The sequence below is a fragment of the Verrucosispora sp. CNZ293 genome, assembly GCF_002754655.1.
In genome coordinates, this window is the sequence record NZ_PEFR01000001.1 from 2,819,477 (window position 1) to 2,836,831 (window position 17,355).

The 17,355-nt window shown below is 72.3% G+C and carries 13 protein-coding genes; 8 read left to right on the plus strand and 5 right to left on the minus strand.

Annotated elements, in window-relative coordinates; all coding sequences use genetic code 11:
- Positions 1 to 26: 26 nt before the first annotated feature.
- Genes CLT74_RS12795 through CLT74_RS12805 form a run of 3 tightly spaced genes read right to left on the minus strand, consistent with a single transcriptional unit; the run spans position 27 to position 3,985 of the window.
- Complete coding sequence (locus CLT74_RS12795) at positions 27 to 2,123, minus strand: iron ABC transporter permease (RefSeq protein WP_099851915.1); 2,097 nt, start codon at positions 2,121 to 2,123, stop codon at positions 27 to 29.
- 5 nt (positions 2,124 to 2,128) lie between these two features.
- Positions 2,129 to 3,112 (minus strand): iron-siderophore ABC transporter substrate-binding protein, encoded by a 984-nt coding sequence (locus CLT74_RS12800; RefSeq protein WP_099846724.1) that lies wholly within the window; start codon positions 3,110 to 3,112, stop codon positions 2,129 to 2,131.
- A gap of 39 nt (positions 3,113 to 3,151) precedes the next feature.
- Positions 3,152 to 3,985 carry an ABC transporter ATP-binding protein gene (locus tag CLT74_RS12805; protein ID WP_099846725.1) on the minus strand — a complete coding sequence of 278 codons (834 nt, stop codon included), beginning with the start codon at positions 3,983 to 3,985 and terminating at the stop codon, positions 3,152 to 3,154.
- Between the two features lie 308 nt (positions 3,986 to 4,293).
- Here CLT74_RS12805 and CLT74_RS12810 point away from each other — a divergent pair, with 308 nt between their 5' ends.
- Positions 4,294 to 6,024, plus strand: a complete 1,731-nt coding sequence (locus CLT74_RS12810; RefSeq protein WP_199172175.1) for a hypothetical protein — start codon at positions 4,294 to 4,296, stop codon at positions 6,022 to 6,024.
- A 183-nt stretch (positions 6,025 to 6,207) separates the two neighbouring features.
- On the opposite strand, the gene CLT74_RS31325 is transcribed toward CLT74_RS12810, so the two are convergent.
- Entirely contained in the window at positions 6,208 to 6,867 is a 660-nt protein-coding gene (locus CLT74_RS31325; RefSeq protein WP_486582284.1) for a hypothetical protein, read from the minus strand.
- A 329-nt stretch (positions 6,868 to 7,196) separates the two neighbouring features.
- Between CLT74_RS31325 and CLT74_RS12820 the strand changes: the two genes are divergently transcribed.
- The 4 genes from CLT74_RS12820 (at position 7,197) to CLT74_RS12835 (ending at position 12,307) form a co-directional block, all read left to right on the plus strand.
- Positions 7,197 to 8,165, plus strand: a complete 969-nt coding sequence (locus tag CLT74_RS12820; RefSeq protein WP_158240246.1) for a helix-turn-helix transcriptional regulator — start codon at positions 7,197 to 7,199, stop codon at positions 8,163 to 8,165.
- 81 nt (positions 8,166 to 8,246) lie between these two features.
- Positions 8,247 to 11,045, plus strand: coding sequence for a helix-turn-helix transcriptional regulator (locus tag CLT74_RS12825; RefSeq protein ID WP_099846727.1), 2,799 nt, complete (start codon positions 8,247 to 8,249; stop codon positions 11,043 to 11,045).
- A 201-nt stretch (positions 11,046 to 11,246) separates the two neighbouring features.
- A complete protein-coding gene (locus CLT74_RS12830; protein WP_486582285.1) occupies positions 11,247 to 11,765 on the plus strand; it encodes a hypothetical protein in 519 nt (172 codons plus the stop codon).
- Between the two features lie 23 nt (positions 11,766 to 11,788).
- A complete protein-coding gene (locus CLT74_RS12835) occupies positions 11,789 to 12,307 on the plus strand; it encodes a DUF3558 domain-containing protein (RefSeq protein ID WP_099851921.1) in 519 nt (172 codons plus the stop codon).
- Positions 12,308 to 12,321: 14 nt separating this feature from the next.
- Here the strand turns inward: CLT74_RS12835 and CLT74_RS12840 are convergent, their stop codons facing one another.
- Positions 12,322 to 13,530: an FUSC family protein gene (locus tag CLT74_RS12840; protein ID WP_099846729.1), complete on the minus strand. Its 1,209-nt coding sequence runs from the start codon at positions 13,528 to 13,530 to the stop codon at positions 12,322 to 12,324.
- Between the two features lie 311 nt (positions 13,531 to 13,841).
- Here CLT74_RS12840 and CLT74_RS12845 point away from each other — a divergent pair, with 311 nt between their 5' ends.
- The 3 genes from CLT74_RS12845 to CLT74_RS12855 all read left to right on the plus strand — a co-directional run bounded on the left by CLT74_RS12845 (position 13,842) and on the right by CLT74_RS12855 (position 17,354).
- On the plus strand, positions 13,842 to 15,956 hold the full coding sequence (locus CLT74_RS12845) for a cellulase family glycosylhydrolase (protein ID WP_099846730.1): 2,115 nt from the start codon (positions 13,842 to 13,844) through the stop codon (positions 15,954 to 15,956).
- A gap of 62 nt (positions 15,957 to 16,018) precedes the next feature.
- Positions 16,019 to 16,399, plus strand: coding sequence for a YccF domain-containing protein (locus CLT74_RS12850; RefSeq protein ID WP_099851924.1), 381 nt, complete (start codon positions 16,019 to 16,021; stop codon positions 16,397 to 16,399).
- Positions 16,400 to 16,526: 127 nt separating this feature from the next.
- Complete coding sequence (locus CLT74_RS12855) at positions 16,527 to 17,354, plus strand: SDR family oxidoreductase (RefSeq protein WP_199172176.1); 828 nt, start codon at positions 16,527 to 16,529, stop codon at positions 17,352 to 17,354.
- The last annotated feature ends 1 nt before the right edge of the window (position 17,355 follow it).

A 17,355-nucleotide genomic window follows, 5' to 3' on the forward strand; every position in this document is an offset into this window, starting at 1 on the left:
TGCCTCTCCGGTCGGGGTCGGTGGGCTTACCGGGATGGGGCGGCGGCGCGTGAACGCCACAGCAGCCAGACGAAGTAGGGAGTGCCGATCATGGCGGTGACCAGTCCGGCGGGGATCTGAGCCGGCGCGATCACGGTGCGGCCGAGAGTGTCGGCGAGACTGACCAGGGCCGCGCCGAGCAGCGCGGCGACCGGGAGCACCCGGGTGTGCCGGCCACCGACGAGGGCCCGGGCCGCGTGCGGGGCGACCAGGCCGACGAAGCCGATCACGCCGACGGCGGAGACCGCCGTGGAGGTGAGCAGGGCCGCCGCGCCGAGGGCGACCAGGCGGGTCCGTTCCAGCCGGACGCCGAGCACCCGTGGCGTGTCGTCGTCGAGCGTCATCAGGTCCAGCTCGCGCCGGGCGGCCAGCACCACCGGGGTGAGCACCAGCAGGGCTATCGCCACCGGCAGCACCTGGGTGGCGCTGCGGCCGTAGGTGGAGCCGGAGAGCCAGGTGAGGGCCTTGCCGGTGTTCCACGGATCGAAGGCGACGATCATGAAGGTGATCATCGCCATGCCGCCCTGCCAGGCGCCGAAACCGATCAGGACCAGCCGGTCGGAGCTGAGGCCGCCCCGCCAGGCCGCGCCGTACACCAGGGCGAAGGCCAGCATGGCGCCGAGACCGGCGACTCCGGAGACGGCCCAGACACCGGCCAACGGCACGAAGGTGAGCAGTGAGACCGCGCCGAGACCGGCACCTGCGGTGATGCCGAGGATGCCGGGCTCGGCGAGTGGATTGCGACAGACCGCCTGCACTGTGGTGCCGGCGACCGCCAGGGCCGCGCCGGCCAGCATCGCCGCGGCGACACGCGGCCACCGCTGGTCCAGCACGAAGGTGTACGCCGGCCCGGTGCTGCCGTTGATCCAGTTGACGATGTCGCCGAGCAGCAACCAGGTGTCCCCGGCGAGCATGCCGAGCAGCACCGCCCCGACGGTGACCGTGGCGGCGACGGTCAACACGGTGCGGTGGAAGCTCGCGGAGCGCACCGCCGCGTGGCCACCGGGTGGCCGGCGGGTGGGGCCGGCGTCGCGGTGCCGGCGGGCCAACCAGATCAGGATTCCCGCGCCGAACAGCGTCGTCACCACGCCGGTGGGGATGTCCACGCCGGCCTGACCGCCCATCAGGGCCCGCAGCAGCACATCGGAGCCGAGGACGATGACGACGCCGGCCATGCCGGACAGCGGCAGCAGGATCCGGTGCCGATGGACGCCGGGCACCAGCGGACCGAGCAGCCGGACGATCACCGGCGCACAGAGGCCGACGAAGCCGACCGGGCCGGTGAGGGTGACCGCCGCGGCGGACAACAGCACGGCCAGCACTGTGACGATCAGCCGGGTCCGGCGTACGTCGATGCCGAGCACCGTTGCGGTGTCGTCGCCGAGGGCGAGGATGTCGAGGCGATGGCCGAGCAGCATCAGCGCCGCGCCGGCGGCCACGATCACCGGGGCGAGTTGGGTGAGCGCGTCGAGGTCGCTCTGTACCAGGGAGCCGTTGCCCCAGGCGAACAGGCCGATGGTGGCCTGCTCGAAGAGCAGGAGCAGCAGCATGGTCACCGAGCTGAGCGCCAGCGCGGTGGCCGAGCCGGCGAGGATCAGCCGGGTGGTGCCGGCCTGGCCGCCGGAGGACATCGCCATCACCAGGGCGGCGGCGGCGAGGCCACCGCAGAAGGCCAGGCCACCGGCGGGCAGCGCGGGCAGCGCGATGCCGAACGCGGCGACCGAGACGATGGCCAGGTGGGCACCGGCGTTGACGGCGAGGGTGTCCGGTGAGGCGAGCGGGTTGCGGGCGATCGACTGTAGGGCCGCGCCCGCGAAGCCGAGGGCGACACCGATCGTCAGCCCGGCGAGCAGCCGGGGCACCCGGGAGGCGACGAGCACCCGGGCGGTCTCGTCGTCCCCGCCGGTCAGCAGACGGAGCAGGTCGAGCGCGCCCACGGCGGAGGTGCCCTGGGTGAGGTGCACCGCCACGACCACCAGCAGCAGCGCGGTGGCGATGACGAAGATCCCGACGACGCGCGGAACCGAGGGGCGCCCGGCCGGAGCCGGCTGGACAGCCGGCTCCGGACGTGAGGGCGCGGACAGCATGGTCACACCGCGTAGGTGTTGACGAGCTGGTCGATGTACTGCTTACCGGAGAGCGGCCCGCCGAAGGTCCAGATCCCGTCGGGCATCCGGTGCAGGTTGCCCTGCTTGACGAAGGGCAGCGACTTCCAGATGGCGTTGCTGTTCAGGCCGTCGGCGAAGACGTCGGCACCGTCCGAGGCGTTGTAGAAGAAGTGCAGGTCCGGGCTCTTGAGGACGGTCATGCCCTCGACGTCGGTCTGGCCCAGGCCCCAGGCCGGGTCGGTCTCGCCGGTCCAGGCGTTGGTGAGGCCGAGCTGGATGCCGATCTGAGAGACGAGCGCGCCCTCACCGAACATCCGGATGCTTACCGTGCTGCCTTCCTTCCAGCCGTCGGCGATGGCGAACGGCTTGCCGGCGGCACCGGCGTCGGCGATCTTCTTCTTGCCGTCCGCGATGGCGGCGTCGAAGTCGGCGAGCAGCTTCTCCGCCTCGGCGGTCTTGCCGACCGCGGCGGCGATCATGTTCAGGTCGGCACGCATCCGGCCGAGGTTGTCCGAGGCGTCGCTGCCCTTGGTGACGATCACCGGGACGTACTTCTCCAACTGGGCGATCACGTTGGCGCCCCGGTCGTCCTCCATGACCACGAGATCGGGTTGCAGCGCCACGATGGAGTCGATGCTCGGCTCACCGCGGGTACCCACGTCCTTGACGCCCGCGTCGAGCTTGGCGGCGCTCACCCAGGTCGCGTACCCCTTGGGGTCGGCGACGCCGACCGGCATGACGCCGAGGCTGACAAGCATCTCGACCTCGCCCCATTCGAGGCCGACCACCTTCGTCGCGGGGGCGTCGAGCTTGATCTCCTTGCCCCGGCTGTCGGTGACGGTGACCGGGCCGCTGGCGGCGGACGTGGGAGCGGTGGGCTCGGCGGTGTTCTCGGTGGTGCCGCAGGCGGCCAGCAGCACCGCGGTGGCGGCGGCCACCAGGGCGGTTACACGGGTACGGGACATGATGTTCTTTCTCGGGTGGGTGTCGTGACCGGTCTGTGCTCAGACCGGGATTCGGGCCAGGTGTCGGCCCACGGGACGAGTCGTCACCAGCCCGCTGAACGGGTCGGTGCTGACCTCGATCCGGATGCCGTAGGTCTCGCTCAGGTCGTGCTCGGTGAAGACCTCCGCCGGGGTGCCGGTGGCGCGGACCCGGCCGCCGTGCAGCAGGACCACCTGGTCGGCCACCGCGGCGGCCTGGTTCAGGTCGTGCAGTACGACGCCGACCGCGACGCCGTGGTCGTCGGCGAGGTCACGCATCAGATCGAGGATCCCGACCTGGTACCGCAGGTCGAGGAAGGTGGTGGGCTCGTCGAGCAGCAGCACCGGGGTGTCCTGGGCCAGACAGGTGGCCAGCCACACCCGTTGCAGTTCGCCACCGGAGAGTTCGTCGACCGGCCGACCGGCCATCGTGCTGACGCCTGTCACCTCCATGGCGCGGGCGATCGCGGTCGGGCCGTCCGGGTCCTCCGCACGCCACCGGCCCCGGTAGGGGTGGCGGCCGTAGCCGACCACGTCGCGGACGGTGACACCGTTGGGGATCGGCCGGCTCTGGGCGAGCAGGGTGACCCGGCGGGCGTACTCCTTGGCGGGCAGACCCGCGGCGGCGATGCCGTCGGCGAAGAGAACGCTGCCGCTGTCGATCGGGTGCAGCCGGGCCAACGCCCGCAACAGGGTGGACTTGCCGCTGCCGTTGGGTCCGACGAGAGCGGTGACCGCGCCGGGACGCAGGGTGATAGCCGCGTCGTGCACCACAGTCGTGCCGTGGTAGCCCAGGCACAGGTCAACACCGCGTAGGCTCTGCTCAGCGGCGCCCAACGTCAGTCCAGTCAACATGCGGTTAGGTTAACCTAACCTAAGTACCTGTCAAGACGCGGGCCCATTTCACTTTCATCCCCCCATCCGGCGCCGCGACGCTTGTGAAGGTGTCGATACCTCAGCCGCGTCGCTGGCCAAGCCGCTGACGCGGATCGCGACGGCTTCCTCGCGCGATCGGGCGGGACGCCGATGCCGGGCCAGCCGTCAGGCGGCCGGAAAACCGTACCGGGGTGGGAGGACAGCGTGGCCGGAGCAGCGGTAACGTTGCGCGTCATCCGCCGCCGGCCCGCCGGCGTGGCGCTCTTCGATCCTCTGGAGGATGGGGCATGTCCATCGGCGAGGAGCCGTTCGCAGTCCGCGACGACCTGGCCTCGCGGCCGAACTTCGAGGTCACTCTGCGTGGGTACGAGAAACGGCAGGTCGAGCGCTACGTCGAGCAGGTGGACAGCCGGCTCGCCGCGGTCTCGGCGGAACGGGACCGGGCCACCGCGCACGTGCGGGAGCTGACCGGGAAGCTCCACGCGATCCAGAGCGAGATGGCCGAGCTGCGGCAACGACCGGCGCAAGTGGACAAGGCCACCTTCCAGGACGTGGGCCCGATGGTCGGCCAGATCCTGGACCTGGCCGAGAAGCAGGCCGCGGCGATCATCGAGACGCACACGCAGCGGGCCACGAAACTCCAGGCGGAGGCGGAGAAGACGCTGGCCAACGCGCGGGAACGCACGGTCAAGGCGTTGGCCGACCTCGAAGAGGAGCTGGCTGGCCGGCGGGCCGAGCACGAGAAGACGTACGAGGAGTTGCGGGCGACGGCCGACGCGGAGCTGGCCGAGACCCGAGAGCGGGCCGACAAGCTGCGCGCCGACGGGGAGGCCGCGCACGAGCGCGCCCAACAGGAGGCGCAGCGGATCGGCGAGCAGTGCCGTCAGCAGATCGAACAGGCCCGCTCGGCGGCGGAGGCGCTCACCAGTTCGGCGCGTACCCAGATCCACCAGGAGATCCAGGCGGCCCGGTCGAAGAGCCAGCAGGAACTGGCCCAGTGGCGAGCCACTGTCGAGGAGGAGATGGCCGAGCGGCGGGCCGCGGCCGAGGAGGACCTGGCCGAGCAGCGAGCCGCCGCCGAGCGTGAGCTGGCCGCGCAGCGGAGCGCCGCGGAGCAGCGGGTCAGCTCGATGATCGCCGACGCCCAGCAGTACTCCGCGGAGATCCGCAAGCGCGCCGACGAGCAGGCGGCCGAGGTACGCGAACTCAGCGACGAGCAGGCCGCGGCAGCCGAGGAGCAGCTGCACGCCGTCCAACTGGAGGTCGGGGAGCAGGGTCAAGCGCTGGCTCAGCTGCACGAGCAGCTGGACGACGCCGAGCAGCAGCTGAACGAGGCCCGCCGCACCAAGGACGCCACCGAGGCCGAGCTGACCCGCCTACGCCAGTTGTTGGAGGAGACCAGCCGCGAACTCGTGGCGGAGAGCCAGCGGCTGGACGAGGTGCGCCGGGCGGCCGAGGCCGCCGAGCGGCACGCCAAGGAGACCCGGGCACGGGTGCAGCGCGAGGCCAAGCGGGTCGCCGATTTGGCGGCCGCGGCGGTGATGGCAGCCGCGGCGGGTGGCGGCGAGACCGCCGAGTACCCGATGGTGGCCGCCCGCGCCGCAAGCACCCGGACCGGTGGCGACCCGGCCGCGGCGGGCGGTGGCGAGGTTACCTCGACGGCCGGCGATCAGGCCGAGGGGGTGACCGCCGCTGCGGAGGTCGACACCGAACGAGCCGGGTCGGAGACGGCGCGCACGGCCACCGACGCCAGCGATCCGGGGAGTCGGGACCGCAACGGAGCGATGACCGGCAGGCCGGCTCAGCCGGGCTCGGGCGGCGCTGGTGGCAGCCCGGAGAACGGCGTACGCCCCGTGGTGGATCCGGTGGCGCGCGCGGCGGCGGCGGTCGCGGCCGGAGGTCCGGGCGGCATCGACTGGTTCGCCGGCCAGGCCGCGGACCGGCAGTCCGATCAGGCCGAGCCGACGGCACCCACCTCGAACGACGCCGACCGGGCACCCGAGCCGGCGGCCAACTGATCGGGCACCCCGAGCTGGGCCACGGTTCGTGCGGCTCGTCCGGGCGAGCCGAGCGGCGCGGCACAGCCGGCCGCACTCTCATCGAACGCGGCTGACACCGCCCGCCGGTCGACTGACCGGCGGGCGGTTCCGCTGCGCGGGTGAGTGGCCGAGCCCTGCCGGGCGACCTCGCCGAACACGCGCTCAGAAGGGCCGGCGGGGCAGCCAGCCGAGGAAGCGGTTACGCGCCCGGGCCAGCGGCAGACCTGGTAGGTCCCGGGCCGCGGCGAGCAGGCAGGAGCCCAGGTAGACCGCGAGCGCGGCGCGGGCCCCGCCGAACTCCGCGAGCAGTTGACTCTGCTTGACCGGGCACGGCCACTCCTGCCCGCAGCCGGTGCAGGTCCAGTTCGGTGGCGAGGGCAGGTGCTCCGGGGGCTTGGCCGAGCGGTATCGGACGGCGGCGCTGTTACGTCGGCCGACCCGGGCGGGAGTCGGGTGTGGATCGCCCGGCGCGGGCGACCGATGGGTGAACAGTTCCCGCCGCGCCAGTCCGAGCGCCCCGCCCGCCCGGACCAGTGCGTCCGGCCCCGGTCGATAGCCGACCAGGGCACCCAGCAGGTGGTGGCCCAGCAGGTCGAAGGCGTCGGGCCCGACGGCCAGGTCGCGGCAGAGCGTGATCAGTCGCGTCGGCGCCGCCACCCGCTGCGCCACCAGCGCGCAGCGCAGTACGTCCCGCAGGGCACCACCCAGATCGATCATGTGGGATTCCACGATGCCAGTCAGGTCCACCTCACCGGCGACCCGCCGGAGTGCCTCAGCCGTCGCCAGTCGGACGATGTCAGTCGGATCCTTGGTCTCCAACACCCCACCCCTTCACCCGTTGGTCGATCAGCTACCCCTCGTTCGACACCCTTCGCATGATCACGGCCACGGAGGGTCGTCGGCTAGCGCGGCGCGCGTACGTCGAAGCGGGCCGATTAGCCCGAAAACGAACCCCCTGACATCGACAACGAGCGAGATCCGGCCGGCGCGACGGATGCGCGAAGAAAACTTCGTGGGAGTCCTTCCTTTGTGGATACCATCAATGGGAATCCTGGCTCCGCATGTCCTACCGCTCCGCCGGATCCACCGCGTCTCGCCGGGCGCCGATCCGGCGTACCGAAGCGCCCTCCGTCCAGGTCGATGGAGACGTATTGAAGACGAAGGTTCCGACCAGGCACCGGTTCGACAGTTGCGACCCGGAGACGATCCACGACTTCCTGGCGACCGCCTATCGCGCCAAGGTCGCGATCCGCACGGCCCCCGGCGTCCGGTACCGGTTCCGCCACCACCGGGTGGATGCGGGCTCCTTCTGGTTGGAGACGGTGGACCAGTCCACCCGGCTCGATATCGATGTCGAGCCGGCCGCCGCGCTGATGGTCTGTGAGGTCGTCAACGGACGCGTCGACCGCTCCTGCGCCGACGCGTACGGCCGGTTCGGGCCGGGCGACGTCTTCCTGGTCACCCTGCCCGACCTGTCCTGCTCGCTGCGCTGGCTGCCGGGCCGGGTCACCGCCTGCCTGCTCAGTCCTGCCGTCCTGGCCCGGGTGACCGGCGCGATGTCCGCCGACCGGGCTGGCCCGGTCAGGTTCACCGGACTGACCCCCGCATCCCCGGCCCTGGCCGGGCTGTGGCGGCACACCACGAGCTATCTCAACCACGTCGTGCTGGACAACCCGTACGCGTACCGCGAACCCCTGGTCATCGCCAATGCCGCCCGACTGCTCGCCGCGTCGGCCCTGGCGGTCTTCCCCAACACCACGGCCGGCTGGCCGTCCACCACCGACCGGCGCGCCGCGACCACGGCGACGCTGCGCCGGGCGACAGCGTTCATCGAGGAGTACGCCGACCGCGACATCGGTGCCGCCGACATCGCCGCCGCGGCCCAGGTCTCGCTGCGGACCCTGCAACTGGCGTTCCGCCGGCACCTCGACACCACCCCGATGGCGCACCTTCGCCGGGTCCGGCTCGACCGCGCCCACCGCGACCTCATGCAGGCCGACCCGAGGCAGGAAACGGTCTCGTCGATCGCCTCGCGCTGGGGTTTTCTCAGCCACAGCCGGTTCACCGCGCGCTACCACGCCACCTACGGCTTCCCACCCAGCCGCACCCTGCACGCCTGACCGCCGCTCTGACCGACCGCCGCTTGCGGATCACCGTCCGCACGATGGCCGCCGCGCCCCCATCGGTGCCAGAATCGTCAGATGCGGCGTACGCTCGTCGGCCGGGACGGGGTGTTCGATCAGGCCTGGCGCGCCCTGCGCCAGCCGGGCTCGGTGCTGCTGGAAGGCCCGGCCGGCATCGGCAAGACGACGTTGCTCCGGGAACTGGTGACCGAGGCGACGCGGGCCGGCTGGACGGTGCTGACCTGCGCGCCCACCGAATGCGAGACCGACCTGCCCTTCGCCGCCCTCGCCGACCTGCTCCGCCCCCTCGCGGACCTGGTGGCGGAGCTGCCGCGCCCGCAGCGCGTCGCGGCCGAGGTGGTGCTGCTCACCCGGGACAGCGAGGAGACAGTCGACGAACGGGTCGTCGGTGCCGCCACCCGCTCGCTGCTGGAGAACGCGCTCGCCGCCGGCCGGCCGGTGCTCGTCGCCGTCGACGACTCGCCGTGGCTGGACCGGCCGAGTGAACGGGCGCTGCGGTTCGCCCTGCGCCGGGTCGGGCCCGGGTTGTCCACGTTGGTCAGCTGCCGCACCGACACCACGTCGATGCCGCGGATCGCGCCACTGGGGCTGGACTCCGGTCCCGCCCGGCTGACCCGGCTGCCGCTGGCTCCGCTGGGCGTGGGTGCCCTGCACCACCTGCTGCGGGAGCGGGTCGGTGCCACCCTGAGTCGCTCGCTGCTCGCCCGGATCGCCCGGGAGGCGGCCGGAAACCCGCTCGTCGCCATCGAGGTGACCCGCGCGGTGCAGCGCCTACCGCAGCCACCGGAACCGGCGCAGGATCTGCCGGTGGCCTCGTCCATGCACCAACTTCTCGGTGAGGTGCTCGCCGCGTTGCCCGCCCGCTGCCGGGACGCCGTACGACTGGCGGCGTTGCTCGGCGTACCCCTGCTGCGGGACCTGGCCGCGGCGGGCGTCGCGGCCACCGCGTTCGACGCCGCGGAGGAGGCCGGCCTGCTCGTGGTCGGCGCGGTGCGAGTGGAGTTCAGCCATCCGGTCTACGCCGCCGCGGTCCGCGCCGGCATCCCGCCCGGCGTCCGGCGCGGCCTGCACCGCCGGCTGGCCGAGGTGGTGGCCGATCCGGACGAGCGGGTCCGGCACCTGGCGCTGTGCACCACCGCGCCGGACCCGGTGGTCGCCGACGCCCTCGCCGCGGCTGCCGCCCGACAGCACGCGCGGGGCGCGCCGGAGGCCGCCGCTAACCTGTACGAGTCGTCGGCGCGGCTCACTCCCGCCGACGACGAGGCGAGTCGTGGACAGCGGCTGTTGGCCGCCGCGCGCTGCCGGTTCGGTTGCGGGGACCACCCCGGGGCGCGCACCGCCGCCGAGGCGGTGGCCGCCGCTTTCGGCGGCGACGTCCGCGCGGAGGCGCTGCTGCTGCGCGCCGTGGTCGCCTGGAGTGCCGACGAGTCCGGCGGCACCGCTGTCGAGGCAGCCGGTCGGGCGCTGGCGGCGACCCGCCCGGATTCGTCGTTGGCCGGCCGGATCCACGCCCACCTGGCGCTCTTCGTCGACCTGCCGGATCCGGCGCGGGCCCACGCCGAGGCGGCCATCGCCCTGCTCACCGGTCCCGGTGGAGACCGCACGCTGCTCGCCGCGGCGCTGCTGAACCTGTTCTTCAACGAGGTACGCGCCGGCGAACCGCCCCGCATCGAGCTGCTCGACCGCGCCCTGGAGATGGAGGGTCCGGAGCCGTCGTGGCTCGCCGGCACCATTCCGGCGATCTGGTGGAAGTCGATCGACGATCCGGCCCGGGCCCGGCGGTGGCTGGGCAGGCTGCTGGACCAGGCGGCGATCCGGGGCGACGAACCCTCGCAGTACGACCTGCTCAAGCACCTCGGCGAGACCGAGCTGCTCGCGGGGCGGTGGCCGGCTGCCGAGCGACACATCGCGGCGGCCCGCGAGCTCGGTGAGCTGCTCGGCACCGAGGCGACCGCGGAGATCTGGCTGTCCGGGCTGCTCGACGCGCTACGCGGCCGGCTCGACGCGGCGCAGCGGGTGGCCGAGGCGGGACTGCGGCTGGGCGAGCAGCTCGACGACGACTGGTGCCGCCGTATCCACCTGCAACTGGGCGCGTTCGTCGCGCTCTGCGCCGGCCGGATGGCCGACGCCGCCGCCGGGTACGGCCGGCTCGCCGCGACCGTCGACCGGATGGGTCTGGCCGAGCCGCTGGCACAGCGCTTCGAGACCGACTGGGTCGAAGCCTGTGTGGGCGCCGGTGACCTGGTCACGGCGCGTGCCGCCCTGGCCCGGTTGGCGGAGCGGCACCGCCGGCTGCCGCGACCCTGGACGCTGCTCGGCCTGGCGCGCAGCCGCGCCCTGGTGAACAGCGCCAGCGGCGTCGACCCGTCCGCAGCCCTGGCCGACCTCGCTGCCGCCCGCGCCGCCGTGCCGCCGGAGGTTCTGCCCCTGGATCGGGCCAGATGTCTGCTGGTCGAGGGCGTGGTGCACCGTCGGTCCCGGCGTAAGCGTCCGGCCAGGGAGGCGCTGGCCGCCGCTGCTGTCGAGTTCGACGCCCTGGGCGCGACGGTGTTCGCCGGGCGGGCCCGGGCCGAGGCCGCCCGGCTCGGCGGACGCCCGCCCGCGCCGTCCGATCTCACCGCCACCGAGGAGCGGGTCGCCCGGCTCGCCGCGCAGGGACGGACCAGTCGGGCGATCGCCGACGAGCTGTTCGTCAGCCCGAAGACCGTCGAGACGAACCTGTCCCGGGTCTACCGCAAGCTGGGCATCTCCCGCCGGGCGGAACTGGGTGCCGCGCTGGCGCGGGTCGGTGGATCCGACGCACGGGTACACCGGTCGACGACGGCTGTCGCGCCGGCCGGCGCGGTCAAAGGCTAGGGAAACGCCGGATTCCTCCACGGCCGTGCGGCCGTAGCGTCGAGACGTCACCCCGGCGTACCGGCTTCGGGGTGGACCGGGTCCGGCCCGCCGCCGGCAGCCCGGCCGCGTCAGGAAAGCCGCGCTCGTCCACCGGCACCAGACCGACCTGGTCGAGCAGCCCGGCCCGGTTGAAGCCGGGTGTCAGAAGGGACCGAACCCGTGCGTCGACTGATCCTGCCCGTAATGCTCGCGGCCACGCTCGCGCTGACCGGCTGCGACAGCAGCGAACCCGCGCCACCCGAGGCGGGCCCCGGCGCAGACGCCGAGGCCGACCTCGACCTGCCCGCCGGCGGTGCCGGCACCGAGACCCCGGCCTGCCCGTTCACCGCGACCCAGATCTCCGACCTGGTCGGCCAGTCCATGGTCGACAGCGGCACGTGCAACTTCGGTGACGGCAAGGGGGTGGCGACGCTGTCCGTGACGACCGCCTCCCAGTTGGCCGGCGAGACAACCTACGACTACCAGCGTCAGCAGGCCGAGCAGACCTACCAGACGGTGACGGACCTCGACGGCGGCGGCAAGGGCTACCTGGCAGTGAAGGACATCGGCGCCGAGGCGGTGCTGGTCGGCGACGCCGGCAGCTTCACCGTGACGCTGAGCAGCTTCGAGCGCCTCGGCGCCCAGCCCGACGGCTACGAGCAGGCGCTGCGCCGACTGCTCGACGCTCTGCCCCGGTGATAACCCGCCCCGAGGAGACGACCGTGAGGTATCTGAGGCTCGCCGCGACGGCCGCCGCCGTCGCCGTGCTGACCGCCTGCGGCGGCACCGCCGAACCCGCCGCCGCGCCCCCGCCACCGACCGAGGTGGCGGAGCCCGCGCCACCGACCGAGGCGACCGAGCCGTCGGCCGAGGCACCGCCTGTCGACGCCTGCGCGCTGGTGACCAAGGCGGACGCCGAGAAGCTGGCGGACACCCCGCTGGAGGATCCGGTACCGGTCCGCGACACCTGCAGGTACACCGGGCCGGTGTCAGGTCCGGTGGCGCAGGTGGAGATCTACGTGGGCGACGGGGCCAAGAAGATCCTCGACGTCGACCGCGATCTCGACCACGAGTTCGAGACGTTGTCCGGGATCGGGGACGAGGCGTACCTGGAGGATGGTGCGGTCTTCGTCCACGCCGCCGGGGTCTGGGTGGCCATCCGACTGGTCCGGCTGGACGACCCGACCAAATACCACAAGCCGCTGACCGAGCTGGCGCGGACGGTGGCCGGCCGGCTCTGAGCCGGCCGGGCCGGTCACGCCGCCTTCCGTTCGCCGGGTGGCTGCTCCGCCTCGTGGCGCTGCTGCTCGAAGCGTCGCCGGATCACGGCGACGGCCTCCTCCTCGTGGCAGCCGAGGCTGCGCAGCAGGTCTGTGGCAACGGTACGAATCTGGGCCACCACCACGCTGCCGGAGAAACCGACCCCCTCGTCGTACGCCTCGGCGGCCCGGTCGACCGCCTTGAGGACCAACTGCTCGGACCGCTTCGTGTGCTGCCCACTTTCCGCCTCGACCTGCAACAGAGCCAGAGCGTCCCCGAAGTAGTGCACCGCCGCCGCCAGTCCGGCCGGCACCGGTTCGCCGTCATGGACCGCGGTGGCCGCCCGGCGTAGCATCTCCTGGCCACCACCGATCGCCAGGTCGAGGTAGCGGGTACCGCGTTGGTAGTGCTCGAACTCGCCCCGCCGGTGCCAACGTGCCGGCGAGACCGCGACCGCCTCCTGGGCACCGGAAACCGCGTCGTTGAGCAGCGCCAGTTGAGGGCCGAGGCCGAACAGCCCGTCCCGGGCCCGGGCCACCACCGCGGCGTCGCCCGTGGACATCCCGTCCGCAGCGTTGTGCAGGTGTTCGATCAGGGCGGCGAAGAGTGGCCGCGCGGCCCGCTGGATGATGCGTACCGGGTTGACCGGTAGCAGGGCCACCACCGCCACGGCGGAGATCGCGCCGATGACCGCGTCGACGATCCGCGGCACCTCCAGTCCTCGCTGGATCGGCGAGAGGGTGGCGATCAGCACCGCCGTACCGCCGGCCTGGGTGACGACCGCTCCACCCCGGCTTATGGTCAGCGCGAGCAGGATGGCGAGCGTGACCACGGTGCCGATCTGCCACGGCCCGGTGCCAATGATCATGATCAGGGCGTCGCCCACCAGGAGTCCGGCCAGCACGCCGACAAGCAGTTCCACGGTGCGTCGGGTCCGCCGGCCGATCGCGGCGGCGATCGTGCCGACGGCGGCGCTGGGCGCGAACACCGGCGACGGATGGCCCAGCAGTTCGTGCGCAAGCGTCCAGGCCAGCGCGGCGGACACCCCGGCCTGTACGGCGAGGATGGCGTACAGCTCCAGGCTCCGGCGTCGCTCCTGCCAGCCGATCCGCCGGCTGAGGCTGCCCACCGTCCCGGCGACCCCGGCCTCGACCCGGCCGACGGCACGACGCGCCCAGCCCGCGTTGACCTCCCCCGCCGCCACGACGCCGACTACCCCGCCGGGCCCCGCTCATTCACGCCCCCGGGGTGCCGGTGCCGATTGCGCCGGGCCACCGGCGCCTGTCGACCTGGCTACCGGTCCGCCCGCCGGTCCACCTACCGGTTCGGTACGCCGGGGCGATCGACTTCCCCACGACAGCACCGCCCCCACCTGGCCAGAAGGCATTCATATCGCGTTACGTCGATTGACAAAGTTGATGATCCCAACTTATGGTGCGAGCCGGCCGGATGTTCCGGTGGCCCGGCGACGCCCGGCCAGCCACCCGTTGACACCATCACCACGCGAGGAGCGTCATGGCTGCGCTGAAGGGCACACTCCGCAGGACACGTTGGCGATTCGGCCTGGTCGCCAGCGGCATCGCCGCACTACTCGCCGGCGCCGGCCTGATCAACGCCGGCACCGCCCACGCGGCGGCCGGATGTCGGGTGGCGTACAGCGCCCCCAGCCAGTGGCCGGGCGGGTTCACCGCGAACGTCGACGTGACAAATCTCGGCGACCCCCTCAACGGCTGGCGACTGAACTGGACGTTCCCCTCGGGGCAGCGGGTCACCCAGGCCTGGAACGCCACCGTCACCTCGTCCGGCAACGACGTCACCGCCAGTAACGTCAGTTACAACGCCGCGCTGGGCACCAACCAGACCGCGTCCTTCGGTTTCAACGGGTCGTGGTCCGGCAGCAACACCGCGCCGACCACGTTCGCCCTCAACGGCGTCACCTGCACCGGCAGCGTCGGCACCACGCCGCCACCGACCAGCACCCCGCCATCGAGCACTCCCCCACCGACCACGCCTCCGCCGACCAGCCCGCCGCCGGCCGGCGACCCGATGGCCTACGTGGCCGCGATGCAGCCCGGGTGGAACCTCGGTAACACCTTCGACGCGGTCGGCGCCGACGAGACCGCGTGGGGCAACCCGCGCGTCACCGAGGCCCAGCTCGACGCCATCCGGGCTCAGGGCTTCAACAGCATCCGGATCCCCGTGACCTGGAGCAACCACCACGGACCGGCGCCGTCGTACACGATCGACGCGGCCTGGCTGAACCGCGTCAAGGAGGTCGTGGGCTGGGCCCTGGACGACGGCTTCTACGTGATGATCAACCTGCACCACGACTCGTGGCAGTGGATCCACGAGATGCCGACGAACCGGACCACGGTGCTCAACCGCTACAACGCGCTGTGGACCCAGATCGCCGCCGCGTTCCGGGACCACTCACCGAGGCTGCACTTCGAGAGCGTCAACGAGCCGCAGTTCGCCAACAGCTCCGGCGACGCCCAGAACGCCCAGTTGCTCCACGAGCTGAACGTCAACTTCCACCGGATCGTGCGCGCCTCCGGCGGCATCAACGCCACCCGGATGCTGGTGCTGCCGACCCTGCACACCTCCTCCGAGCAGGCCCGGATCAACGAGCTGACCACGACGATCAGCCAGCTCAACGACCGCAACCTGATCGCCACCGTGCACTTCTACGGCTACTGGCCGTTCAGCGTGAACGTCGCCGGCGGCACCCGCTTCGACGCCACCACCCAGCAGGACCTGACCGACTCGTTCGACCGGGTCTACAACGCCTTCGTCACCCGCAACATCCCGGTCGTCATCGGTGAGTACGGGCTGCTCGGCTTCGACAGGCACACCGGCACCATCCAGCAGGGCGAGAAGCTGAAGTTCTTCGAGTTCCTCGGCCACTACGCGCGGCAGCGGCAGCTCACCACCCAGCTGTGGGACAACGGCCAGCACTTCGACCGGGTCGCCTTCCGGTGGAAGGACCCGGAGCTGTGGGCGCAGATCAGGTCGAGCTGGACGACCCGGTCCGGCACCGCGTCCGCCGACCAGGTGTACGTGCCGCGTACCGGCTCGATCACCGCCAAGTCGCTCACCCTGAACCTCAACGGCACCACCTTCTCCGGGTTGCGCCACGGCAGCACGAACCTGGCCCAGGGCACCGACTACACGGTCTCCGGTAACCAGCTCACCATCACCGCGAGCGCGCTGACCCGGCTGGTCGGCAACCGGGCGTACGGGGTCAACGCCAGCCTCCAGGCCCGCTTCTCGGCCGGCGTGCCCTGGCGGATCGACGTGATCACCTACGACGCTCCGGTCCTGTCCAACGCCACCGGGTCCACCACCGCCTTCGCCATCCCGACCCAGTTCCGCGGCGACCAGCTCGCCACCATGGAGGCGAGGTACGCCGACGGCAGCAACGCCGGACCGCACGACTGGACGTCGTACAAGGAGTTCGACGTGGCGTTCACTCCCGACTACCCGGGTAACCGGATCGCGCTGACCGACACCTTCTTCGGCGAGGTACGCGACGGCGCACCTGTCACCCTCACCTTCCACTTCTGGAGCGGTGCTCAGGTGACCTACCGCGTCACCAGATCCGGCAGCAACGTCACCGGGGTCGCCGGCTGACCCGCCCGCGCCACCGGCCGCCCTCCGGGTGGCCGGTGGCGCACGGCGGTCATCATGGGTTCATGATCCGATTCCTGCTGAACGTGCTCTGGCTCATCTTCGGCGGTGGTCTGGTGCTGGCGATCGGTTACGGCATCGCCGCCCTGATCTGCTTCGTGCTCGTCATCACCATCCCGTTCGGCGTCGCGTCGCTGCGGCTGGCGTCGTACTCGCTGTGGCCCTTCGGCCGGACCCTGGTGCCCAAGCCCGGCGTCGGGGTGGCGTCGGGTCTCGCCAACATCATCTGGGTGCTGCTGGCCGGCTGGTGGCTGGCGCTCTCGCACATCGTCGCCGGTGTCAGCCTCTGCCTGACCATCATCGGGATCCCGTTCGGCGTGGCCAACTTCAAGCTCGTCCCGGCAGCGATCTGGCCGTTGGGCCAGGAGGTCGTACCCGCGCCGTGATCCCGGTTCGGGCCGGCAGTTCACCACCGCTGTCGGCCCGGAAACTGCCGGGCGTCACGCTCGCCTCCTCCGGTAGGGTCGCCCTCCGACAAAGCTGGTCCGACGTGTCGAGCGGAGAGTCCACCACGTGTTCCCCACAGCAGCTGCCCAGGACCTGACCGGTCGGGTGGCTCTCATCACCGGGGCCAACCACGGCATCGGGGCGGCCACCGCCGTCGCGCTGGCCCGGCTGGGCGCCGCGGTGCTGGTCAGCTACCTACGGTTGGACGATCCGCCGGACCCGGGCATCCCCGACGCGTACCGGCGCAACCGGGCAGCCGACGCGACCGGGGTGGTCGATCGGGTCCGCGCCGTCGGCGGCCGGGTGGTGCCGGTCGAGGCGGACCTGGCGGACCCGGCCGTCCCGGCCCGACTGTTCGACGTCGCCGAACGCGAACTCGGCACTGTGGACATCCTGGTGAACAACGCCAGCGGCTGGCTGGCGGACACCTTCAAGCCCGCCGCCGCCGACCGGCACGGTCGCACGTTGCGGCCGGTGAGCGCCGAGTCCTTCGACGCCCAGTTCGCCGTGGACGCCCGCGCGGGTGCGCTGCTGATCGCCGAGTTCGCCCGCCGCAACGTGGCCGCGCGGCGCGGCTGGGGTCGCGTCATCAGCCTCACGTCGGGTGGCAGCGACGGGTTCCCCGAGGAGGTCTCCTACGGTGCCGCCAAGGCGGCGCTTGTCAACTACACGATGGCCGCGGCACACGAACTCGCGCCGTTCGGCATCACCGCCAACGCCGTGCACCCGCCGGTCACCGACACCGGCTGGGTCAGCGCGGAGGTACGCGCCGCCGTCGACGACGACCCGCACCTGCTCCGGGTGGCCGAGCCCGAGGAGGTCGCCGAGGTGATCGCCTTTCTCGCCGGGGAGCGCGGGCGGTTGGTCACCGGCAACGTGGTCCAGCTGCGCTGAC